The organism is uncultured Gordonia sp. (assembly GCF_937858515.1).
In the GTDB taxonomy this organism is placed as follows: Bacteria; Actinomycetota; Actinomycetes; order Mycobacteriales; family Mycobacteriaceae; genus Gordonia.
Map to the genome: position 1 here is coordinate 1 of NZ_CALLZT010000035.1, position 9,735 is coordinate 9,735.

Consider the following 9,735-nt stretch of genomic DNA (forward strand, 5'->3'; position numbering starts at 1 on the left):
GCGCCGCGTCCTCACCGAGGCCGTCGACGACGAACAGCGGCACCACCGCCACCCGCACCCCGAACGACGCCCAGCCGTTGGCGAAGTTGGACACCAGCACCGCCCGGTAGGCCCGATTGCGCCAGGCGGTGGCCAGCGCGACGGCGTCGCCGCCGGCCGGCGTCCCGGACCGCTCGCCACCGTCGTCGGCGCGCAGCTGGGTGGCCACCACCGCGGACGCGACGATCAGCGCGACCGCGTACACGACGAACGGCATCCGCAATCCGAAACCGACCAGCGCACTGCCGATCAGCGGGCCGGTGATGTTGCCGATCAGGAAACCGGCCGAGAAGTACCCCGACACCCGGCCGCGGATGTCGTCGGGTGCCATCCGGATGAGCAGACCCATCGCCGACACCGTGAACATCGTCGACCCGATACCGCCGAGACCACGGAAAACCAGTAGCTGCCAATAGTTTTGGGCGAACGCGCAGACCAGCGTGCTCATCGCGACGATGAGCAGCCCGATCAGGTAGATGCGGCGTTCCCCGACGATCGAGATCAACCGTCCCGCACCGGGTGCGAAGATCAGCCGCATCACCGCAAATGCCGACACGACGGCCGACGCGGCGGTGATCCCGACGTCGAAGCTGCGGGCGAAACTGGGCAGCGCGGGCGCGATCAGCCCGTAACCGAGGGCTATGACGACATTCGCCGACAACAGCACCCAGATGCCACGCGGAATGCGTCGCACTCAGACCCGTTCCGGCAACTGATCCAGCGCGGTCGCCGTCAGCGCGCGACCGATCTCGATCAGCTCGACCGCCTTGTGAAACTCCAAGGTACGGGCGGCTTTTCGCGGTATACGGATCAGCACGTCGGGCGGATGGGAGGCGGACTGATATCGGGCCAGCGCCTCCTGCATGATGTCGAGCGAGCGGGTGAGGACCTCCACCTTGCCCATCCGGGAGGGAGCCGCCGGATCGGACTCGGCGTCGGCGGGCACCACCTCGCGGCTGTCCGGCTGATCGAAATAGTCCAGGATCTCCACACCGAACCGGTCGCGGAAGGCCTTGACGAACTCGTTGTCGAGCAGGGGGGCCACATTGCGGCGCACCACACCGCCGACGAGGGAACCGCGCGAGGCCCCCTCCTCCGGTGTGAAATCGTTGCCGAGGATCACCCCGACCGTCACATCGCTGGGCACCGCGACGGTCGGCGCCACCGGCAGCGGGTCGAGGATGCCGCCGTCCCCGAGGATGCGCCCCTGATAGGTGTGCGGGCTGATCACGCCCGGGATCGCGATCGACGCGCGGATCGCGTCGACGAGACTGCCGCGCTGGTACCAGACCGACCGCCCGGCGGTGAGATCGGTGGCCACCGCGGTGAACGGCGTCGCCAGCTCCTCGATGGTGACCTCGCCCAGGATCTCGCGCACCCTGGCCACCACACGCTCGGCGCCGATCACCCCCGACTTGGACAACGACACGTCCATCAACCGCACCAGGTCGAGTTGGGTCAGCGTCGACGCCCAGTCGACGAACTCGTCGAGCTTGCCCGCGCAGTGCAGGCCACCGACCAGGGCACCCATCGACGACCCCGACACGGTGACGATCTCGTAGCCGCGATCGGCGAGTTCGGCGATCACCCCGATATGGGCGTAACCGCGGGCGCCGCCGCTGCCGAGCGCGAGCGCCACACGTGCGGGTTTGTACGTTTTCGGGACGTCGCCGGTTCCGTCGGACACCTGCGCCCCGGGCCGCGGCGACACGTCGTCGCCGGGCTGCTTCACCACAGCGCTACCCGGGCGCTTGGCCACCGCACCCGGGTGTCGCTGGGCTACTTCGTTACCACTTGCCCTCACCATGCGTCGAGACTATCGGGCGCGGCGAACGTGGCATCACGTACGCGCCACAAGTACGGGGACCTGCGCCTGATGCATGACCTTCTGGCTGGTCGAACCCAGCAGCAGACCCTTGAAACCGCCCCGGCCGCGGCTGCCGACGACGATCAGCGAGGCATCCTTACCGGCCACATCGAGGACGGCCTTGGCGGGCTCGTCGGGCAGGACCGCATGTTTGACGGTGACGTCCGGGTAGTCGGCCCGGTATCCCGCCAGCCGCTCGCCCAGCGCCTCCAGTGCCTCCTCGGACATCCGGATGATCTCATCGGTTTCGATGCCGTAGCCGTGCAGCGCGTCGGCGTCGAGTGGGGTCCAGGTGTGCACCGCGACCAGCGGCACACCGCGCAGCGACGCCTGCCGGAACGCCTCCGCCACGGCGACATCGCTCACCGGCGAATCGTCGACACCCACCACCACCGGTCCGTCGCCACCCGCGCCGGCGATGACCGCGACCCGGCCGTGTGCGTGCGCGGCGACGCTGGTGCTCACCGAGCCGAGGAACAGGCCGCGGAAACTTCCGAGCTGCCGGGTGCCTAGCACGATGGCCGACGCGTCCTTGCCGAGTTCGAGCAGCACGTGCGCGGCATCGCCATCGGTGATCGACGCCTGCACGGTGACCGGCGGCGCGGTCTCCTTGGCCACCGCCGCCGCGGCGTTCACTGCGTCGGTGGCGTCCTGGCGCACCGCCTCGATGACGTCCTGCGGGATGATCAGGCCCGGGGCGTAGTTGCTCGTCCGCACGTCGTAGACACCGATGATCTTCAGATCGGCACCCTCGAGCTCCGCTGTCCGGGCCGCCCAGCGCACCGCACCGGTCGATGCCTCCGATCCGTCGACGCCTACGAGGATCGCGTTCATGTGTGGCCTCACTCTCCGTTGATTTCTCAGCCTCACCGTCTATTCTCACCGCGCACCCGACCGGATGCCAGAGACATTGGTCCTGATCAGGGGCACTTTCCGGGCGCGTAGACTGGTACGGACGTTCATTCGGTGACCATGAAAGGAACAGGCGATGAACACGGGGCGACCGCAACATGGCGAGTCGGGAACCAGCCTCCGCCGGGCGGTGACCCACGGGATCATCACCGTCACTTTCGCGCTCGCGTGCTTCGCCGTGGCCGCACTGTCCTCGGGCGGGCTACGCACCACGATGATCGCCGTCGCCCCGGCCGTCATGTTCATCGGCGCGTTCGGTGCGCTGTGGATCACCTACCGCACGTGGCGCGCCGGGGGCCGCTGGCAGGTGTGGCAGGGCGCCTCCTGGTTTCTGCTCGCCGCCGCGGTGATGACGATGATGGCGACCGCACCTGCGCTTCTTGAGTGACCCGGCACGGCGCGGCACCACCGGCGAGACGCTATTCGGCGGCGCGCATGTCGAGGCTGATCTCCTCGGCGTCGAGCTGGGCCAGTTCGCGGGTGAGCAGTCCCGAACTGTAGACCCCGGACTCGCGGTGGCGCAGCAGAATCTCACGCTGTGCGGCGATGATGGCGCGGCGGATGCGGGCGTATTCGGCACCGATCTGCGCCGGGGACAACCTGGTGTCGTCGTCCTCGTCGTCGGCCTGCTTCTGCTCGTCGGTGCGTTGCGTCCACTGCACCACGCGGGCCCTCAGCGCCGGAGAATCCTGAACCGCCGGCGACGCGGAGATGACCTTGGTCGCGGCGATCGCCATCTCCCGGCGCAGCCGCGCCCGGCCCGCCGCCCGGTTCTGCGACATGTCCGGCAACTTGAGTCGTTTGATGAGCGATGGCAGCGTCCCGCCCTGCAACAGCAGGGACAGCGCCGCGACCACGAACGCGATGAGCACCAGCATCGGCCGCGAGTGGGTTTCGGCGGGCAGTGTCTGCGCGGCGGCGAGCGTGACCACACCACGCATACCGGCCCAGATGATGATCGTGGCCTCCGCCTTGCCCATCGGCGCGGCCAGCACGTAGTCGATGTCGGCCAGGCGCCGGGTCAGCCGCGAGTCGTACAGTGCGGCGGTGTCGGCGGACACAGTGCTCAGGTCTGCCTCGCCGAGGTCGCCCAGCCGCCGGCGGCGCAACCTCCGCCGCACGCCCGGTTTGCGCTTCGCGGAGCGCTCGGCCTGCCCGAACTCCAGCCTGCGCGCATGTACCGCCTCGCTCGCGTCGGCAAGGTACTCACGCTGATCGGATCGCCGGCGTGCCTTGTGGCCGAGCCACCACACCAGCGGCACCACATACAGTGCCCGGATCACCGTCACCACCAACAGCGCCGCGACGCCGACAGCGATCGCGGCATGGACACCGGTGTGGTCCCGCTGCACGTCTTTGACCAGGCCGTACAGCTCCAGACCCATGATCAGGAACACGCCACCCTCGAGGATCAGCTCGATGGTCCGCCAGTTCTGCCGGTCGGAGAAGCGATGCTGCGGGGTGAGGTACTTGACCGCGCCCGTGCCGGTGACGAGCCCGGCGGTGACGGCCGCGACCAGGCCGGAAGCGCCCAGCTCCTCAGCGGGCAGATACGCCAGGAACGGCACCGTGAAAGAGATCGCGGTGTTCACCGTCGCGTTGCGCACCAGCGCCCCCACCCGCAGGTTCACCACACCCACCACAGCGCCGATGATCACGGCCCCGACGACCGCGCCCACGAACTCGCCCGCCACACCGGCGAACGACACCGGCGCCGCAGCCGAGGTGGCGGCGACGGCCGCGCGCATCAGCACCAGTGCACTCGCGTCGTTGAGCATGCTCTCGCCCTCCAGGACCGCGATCACCCGGCTCGGCGCCCCCACCCGTTTGGCTATCGATGTGGCCACCGCATCGGTGGGGCTGACGATAGCGCCGAGCGCGATACCCGTCGCGATGCCGATACCGGGGATCAGCCAGGCGAAGAAGAAGCCCAGCCCTACTGCACTGACCAGCACCAACAAGAACGACAACGCGCTGATGGTGCCCAGCTCACGGCGAAAGTCCATCGCGGGCATCGACACCGCCGCCGAGTACAGCAGGGGCGGCAGCACACCGACGAGAATCCATTCGGGATCGAGTTCGACCTCGGGGACCATCGGAAGGATGCCGATGATCGCACCTGTCACCACGAGGATCAGAGGCGGCGAAATCCGGATACGGGGACCGATCTCCTGTGCCAGGGCCACCACGAGCACCCCGATGACGACGACGAGAATCTTCTCCATCGCACCATCATTCCAGTGCGTCCGGAGGCCCGTTGGTCACGAAGGCACATCAGGTGCCGGGCCGGGCTCGCAGAACCGTCGTCATGCTTCTAACGTTGGTCGGGTGTCCGTCCGGCGTGAAGGGAGATGACCAGTACCGATGAACACGATGTTCTCGCGACTGGACTACATCGACGCCGCGCGCCGGGTCGGCGACCAGTTCGTCGAGCTGACCTCGATGCTCCCCGACCACGACCTCCCACTGACCGACAATCCGTCTCTCGGCGTCCACCAGTGCGTCAATCAGGTAGCCCGCACCCCGTCGTGGCTGCTCGCGCTGGCCACCGACGCCGCGTCCTGGTCGGGTGACCCCGCCGAGATGCCCACCCACGACCCCCGGGCTATCGACTCGACGCGCACGCGCAGCATCCCCGCCTGCGTGCATCAGTTGCGCACCGATCTCGACGTACTGCTCGACACCGTCAAACATATGAGCGCCCAGGTGGCGTGCGCGGTGCTTCCCGACGGCAGCAAAGTGCGCTGCGACGCCGCGTTGGGCATCCTGATCGGCGAACTGCTGATCTGGGGCCACGACATCGCCCGCACGGTCCGGGCGCCGTGGCACATTGACCGCGACGACGTTCCGCTGGTGGCCCGTGGCCGTCATCAGGTGCTGGCCGGCTGGCTCAACCCGGATACCTGCCGCGGCCACACCGCGACGTACGACCTCCGGCTGCGCGGGACCGACGAACGGTATGTATACGAGTTCACGGACGGCAAGCTGGCCGTCAATCCGCCCGATCCGCGTCCCGCGGACGCGCACATGCGGATCGACCCGGCCCCCGCACTGCTGATCGCCTACGGCCGGTATTCGACGACCCGGGCGGTGCTGACCGGGCATGCGGTGGTCTGGGGCCGGCGTCCGTGGCTGCTGCGGTCGATGCCGGCCAAGTTGCGCACCCAGATCGACCGCAACCGATAGCACCGTGCCCGTCCGGAAAGGTCTTGGGGAAGGGACCTTTCCGGACGGGCACGGTGCCAGGGCATGTCCTGGCGGTTGCTCGATCTATCCGTTGCGCGCTCCGGTGCCACGGGGCGATCCACCACGGGACGATCCGCCGCGCGAGGCACCACTGCGGGAAGCACCACCGCGCGCGGTTCCGGCGCGGGTACTCGCGCCGGTGCCGCGTGATTCGCCGCTGCGGGTGCTGCCGGCGCGCGTTGCACCCGAGCGGCTACCGCCGCGCCGTGCCTCGCCTCGCGATCCGTTGTCGGCGCCGCCCCGGCCGGTACCGGTCCGCCCCGCACCGCCGCGGCCACCGCCACGCGCGGGGCGAGACGACTGACCGGGTCGCGAGTTGTGGGTAACCTGCTGCACCGGTTGCGGTTTCACGCGGGGGGCGCGTTCGCCGACGAGTTCGTCGACCGCGGCGCTGCGGGCGTCAGCAGGCTGTGGACGCACAGAGATCTTGGCCTTGCGCAGCAGCTGCGCCACGTCGCGGCGCTGCTCGGGCAAGCAGACGGTCACGACGTCGCCGGAGCTGCCGGCGCGAGCGGTGCGGCCCGAACGATGCAGGTACGCCTTGTGTTCGGCGGGCGGGTCGACGTGGACGACGAGTTCGATGCCGTCGACGTGCACGCCGCGGGCGGCGACGTCGGTGGCCACCAGCACCCGGACACTGCCGTCGGCGAACGCCGAAAGGTTCCGGTCACGCTGGGGCTGCGACAGATTACCGTGCAGATCGACGGCCGGGATGCCGTCGGAGGTCAGCTTCTTGGCCCACTTGCGGGCCTGATGCTTGGTGCGGGTGAACAGGATCCGCCGGCCGCTGCCCGAGGCCAGTTCGGCCACGAGGTCGTTCTTGCGGTCGGGGGCCACCTCGAATACGTGGTGGGTCATCGCGGGCACCGGCGAGGACGCCTCGTCGACCGAATGCAGCGTCGGCGAATGCAGGAACTTGCGGGCCAGGACGTCGACGCCGTTGTCCAGGGTTGCCGAGAACAGCAGCCGCTGGCCGTCGGCGGGGGTGGCCTTCATGATGCGGGTCACGCCGGGCAAAAAGCCCAGGTCGGCCATGTGGTCGGCCTCGTCGAGGACGGTGATCTGCACCTTGTCGAGCCGGACGATGCCCTGGCCCATCAGGTCTTCGAGACGGCCGGGGCACGCGACGACGATGTCCACGCCGCGCCGGAACGCCTCCACCTGACGGCCCTGCTTGACGCCGCCGAACACGGTGGTGACGACGAGGTTCTCGGTCTGCGCCAGCGGGCTGATGGCGGCGGCGATCTGGGTGGCCAGTTCGCGGGTGGGGGCCAGGATCAGACCGGTCGGCGCGCCGGAGGTGCGGCGAATCCGGCCTTCGGCCTTGGCCTGGGCCAGTCGGGCGACGACGGGGATCGAGAATGCGAGGGTCTTGCCGGAGCCGGTCTTGCCGCGGCCGAGCACGTCGCCGCCGGCGAGGGTGTCGGCCAGGGTGGCCGCCTGGATCTCGAAGGCTTCTGTCTTCCCTTCTGCGGCAAGTACTTTCACAAGACTTGCGGGCACGCCGAGGGATTCGAATGTCGTGGTCAAAGTATGTGCTTTCACTATCTGGACACGCCTACGACGCCCGGTTCTGAGCGGAGGATGTCAATGGGCGAACACGCGGGCTTGCGAGCTCGTTCGCCGTACGAAAGTCTGGTGGCGGGTTGATCACCCGCAACGAAGCGTTCTACGACGCGTTGCCGCACCGTGGCGCGGACACTTCGTCCTACACTACCCGCCGGTAACCCCGGCGGCCAACCGGTTTTGTGGTGACCTCGCCCACTGTGCGCGTGCGCACTGGGCCCCGAGGCCGTGGCGCTCACCACCGCCCAGGCCGAGCCGACCAAATCCCGTGCCATGTACGTGATAGCCGGGGTCGCGGTGCTCATCACCTGGCCGCTGGGTGCGCTGCTGGGCAGCGTCGTCGGCCAGATCGTCGCCGACCCGGCGGCTTTGGGCCTCGCCGCCGCATTCCCCGCACTACTAGGTGCACAACGGCGTCAGCGGACGACGGCCGGGTGGGTGCAGCTGTCGGGGATCGCGACGAGGGAGCACGGGACCGGCGAGCGGGTGGGGCGATAGCCGAGTGCGACGCCGCGTGCCTTCGTGATCTGCCGGTATGCGGCCACGGCATCCGTCGGCCGCCTGGTCAGCGCCGGATCACCCTGCACATCAACCGAATACAGTCCGAATCGGGGCCGGTAGTCGCCCCATTCGTAGTTGTCGGTGATGCTCCAATAGTTGAACGAGACCACCTTGATGCCGTCCTGCTTGGCGCGCTGTACCCAGTAGATGGTGTCGCGCAGATGGTCTCCGCGTTGATAGCCATCGGGCCGAATCCCGTTGGGAGCGCCCGCCATTCCGGCCTCGATGATGCGGATCGGTTTTCCCGGATACCTCTTGGCCAGATGCCGCAGCACGTAGTAGATGCTTTCGGGTGCCTGGGTGGCCTTCCACAGTTCACCGGTGATCGCGTTGGCCGTGGACACGTCGGTGACCGAGATCGAGTAGTAGTTGTCGACGCCGACGAAATCCATACTGTCCCGAAGCCGTTCCGGAAACAGCCCTTCCAGCCACGATCCGAGGCCGGGCACCGGGAAGTAGGCGAGGTTCGTCGACACCTCCGCGCGCGGCTGTACTCGGTGAATGTGTCGGTAGAGGCGGCGGTGGGCGTCGATGATCCCGTCGACCATCCGGCCCGCGTTCTCGGGGCGGGTGCCGCCGTACATGAGTTCGCGCCGAACGTACTCGGTCGGTTCGTTGAACGTGATCCACAGCGGATCGGCCCACTCGTACCTGTCGACGACCCGCTCACCGAAGGCCACCAGATCGTCGGCCATGCCGGACCGATTCCAGCCACCACGATCGACTTCCCAGCCCGGATGCACCCAGTGGTTGAGGGTGATCATCGGCCGCATCCCGGCGTCGACGATCGCCCGGATCACCCGGTCGTAGAACGCCCACCCGGCATCGTCGTACCGTCCGGGCGACGGCTGCACCCGCGCCCACTCGACGCTGGTGCGGTAAATCTCGACACCCAGCGACTTCGCCCGCGCGATGTCCTGGGCATACCGGTGATAGAAGTCGACACTGTTGCCCACCTTCTGCTCGACCTTGCCCTGATCGCCGTACCGCACCCAGTTCGAGTCCCGGCTGTACCCCTCGGACTGGAACCCGGCCTGCGCCACCCCGAACTGAAAATCGGCCCCGAGCGACGGCACCGCCGCATCCGCCACGGGCGCCCGGCACACCAGCCCGACCAGCGTCACCGACAGCACCATCCACATCAACCGCACACCCATCCCCCGGTTGTATCGTGCCCCGCTCCCGGACCCGACCGGTTTGGAAAGACTGCCGCCAAGGCTGCTAGAGTGGCACACGGTCAACCGCATCGCGGTTGCCCGGGGCTATGGCGCAGTTGGTAGCGCGACTCGTTCGCATCGAGTAGGTCAGGAGTTCGATTCTCCTTAGCTCCACCGAGAAACCCGCAGGTCACAGGCTTGCGGGTTTCTTCGTATCACTGCCACCACATCGCCGGTACGCAGTGGGTACGAGGCATTTTCAGTAGCCGCCGGAATCTTGGCATAGTGCGCGGGTACGGCGCAGTACCGGTCACCTTCCGAACGACCTCCATCTAGTACTACAGCCGTAGATCGGGAGTGGTGACGATCACGCGTGTGTTTACGCTG

Annotated in this window: 9 protein-coding genes and 1 tRNA gene; 4 read left to right on the top strand and 6 right to left on the bottom strand. The window is 68.2% G+C overall.

Going from position 1 to position 9,735, the window contains the following annotated elements; translation table 11 throughout:
* The 3 genes from Q0627_RS02780 to Q0627_RS02790 all read right to left on the bottom strand — a co-directional run.
* A partial coding sequence (locus tag Q0627_RS02780) for an MFS transporter (RefSeq protein WP_298807594.1) occupies nucleotides 1-733 on the bottom strand: 733 nt, incomplete at its 3' end.
* A complete protein-coding gene (locus Q0627_RS02785; RefSeq protein ID WP_291016232.1) occupies nucleotides 734-1,846 on the bottom strand; it encodes a patatin-like phospholipase family protein in 1,113 nt (370 codons plus the stop codon). It lies immediately after the preceding gene.
* A gap of 33 nt (nucleotides 1,847-1,879) precedes the next feature.
* Complete coding sequence (locus Q0627_RS02790) at nucleotides 1,880-2,740, bottom strand: universal stress protein (RefSeq protein WP_291016233.1); 861 nt, start codon at nucleotides 2,738-2,740, stop codon at nucleotides 1,880-1,882.
* Between the two features lie 154 nt (nucleotides 2,741-2,894).
* Here Q0627_RS02790 and Q0627_RS02795 point away from each other — a divergent pair, with 154 nt between their 5' ends.
* The gene (locus tag Q0627_RS02795) at nucleotides 2,895-3,206 is read left to right on the top strand and encodes a hypothetical protein (protein ID WP_291016234.1); all 312 of its coding nucleotides are present in this window, start codon (nucleotides 2,895-2,897) and stop codon (nucleotides 3,204-3,206) included.
* Between the two features lie 31 nt (nucleotides 3,207-3,237).
* Here Q0627_RS02795 and Q0627_RS02800 read toward each other — a convergent pair whose 3' ends face one another.
* Nucleotides 3,238-5,043 carry a sodium:proton antiporter gene (locus Q0627_RS02800; protein ID WP_291016235.1) on the bottom strand — a complete coding sequence of 602 codons (1,806 nt, stop codon included), beginning with the start codon at nucleotides 5,041-5,043 and terminating at the stop codon, nucleotides 3,238-3,240.
* A 139-nt stretch (nucleotides 5,044-5,182) separates the two neighbouring features.
* Here Q0627_RS02800 and Q0627_RS02805 point away from each other — a divergent pair, with 139 nt between their 5' ends.
* A complete protein-coding gene (locus Q0627_RS02805) occupies nucleotides 5,183-6,004 on the top strand; it encodes a hypothetical protein (RefSeq protein WP_298807597.1) in 822 nt (273 codons plus the stop codon).
* 84 nt (nucleotides 6,005-6,088) lie between these two features.
* Here Q0627_RS02805 and Q0627_RS02810 read toward each other — a convergent pair whose 3' ends face one another.
* Entirely contained in the window at nucleotides 6,089-7,594 is a 1,506-nt protein-coding gene (locus Q0627_RS02810) for a DEAD/DEAH box helicase (RefSeq protein WP_298807598.1), read from the bottom strand.
* Between the two features lie 264 nt (nucleotides 7,595-7,858).
* Here Q0627_RS02810 and Q0627_RS02815 point away from each other — a divergent pair, with 264 nt between their 5' ends.
* Entirely contained in the window at nucleotides 7,859-8,128 is a 270-nt protein-coding gene (locus Q0627_RS02815; RefSeq protein ID WP_291020332.1) for a hypothetical protein, read from the top strand.
* On the opposite strand, the gene Q0627_RS02820 is transcribed toward Q0627_RS02815, so the two are convergent.
* On the bottom strand, nucleotides 8,047-9,327 hold the full coding sequence (locus tag Q0627_RS02820) for a family 1 glycosylhydrolase (RefSeq protein ID WP_291020336.1): 1,281 nt from the start codon (nucleotides 9,325-9,327) through the stop codon (nucleotides 8,047-8,049). The genes Q0627_RS02815 and Q0627_RS02820 overlap by 82 nt on opposite strands.
* A gap of 122 nt (nucleotides 9,328-9,449) precedes the next feature.
* On the opposite strand from Q0627_RS02820, the gene Q0627_RS02825 reads away from it, so the two are divergent.
* Nucleotides 9,450-9,522: transfer RNA gene (locus Q0627_RS02825), tRNA-Ala, on the top strand.
* The last annotated feature ends 213 nt before the right edge of the window (nucleotides 9,523-9,735 follow it).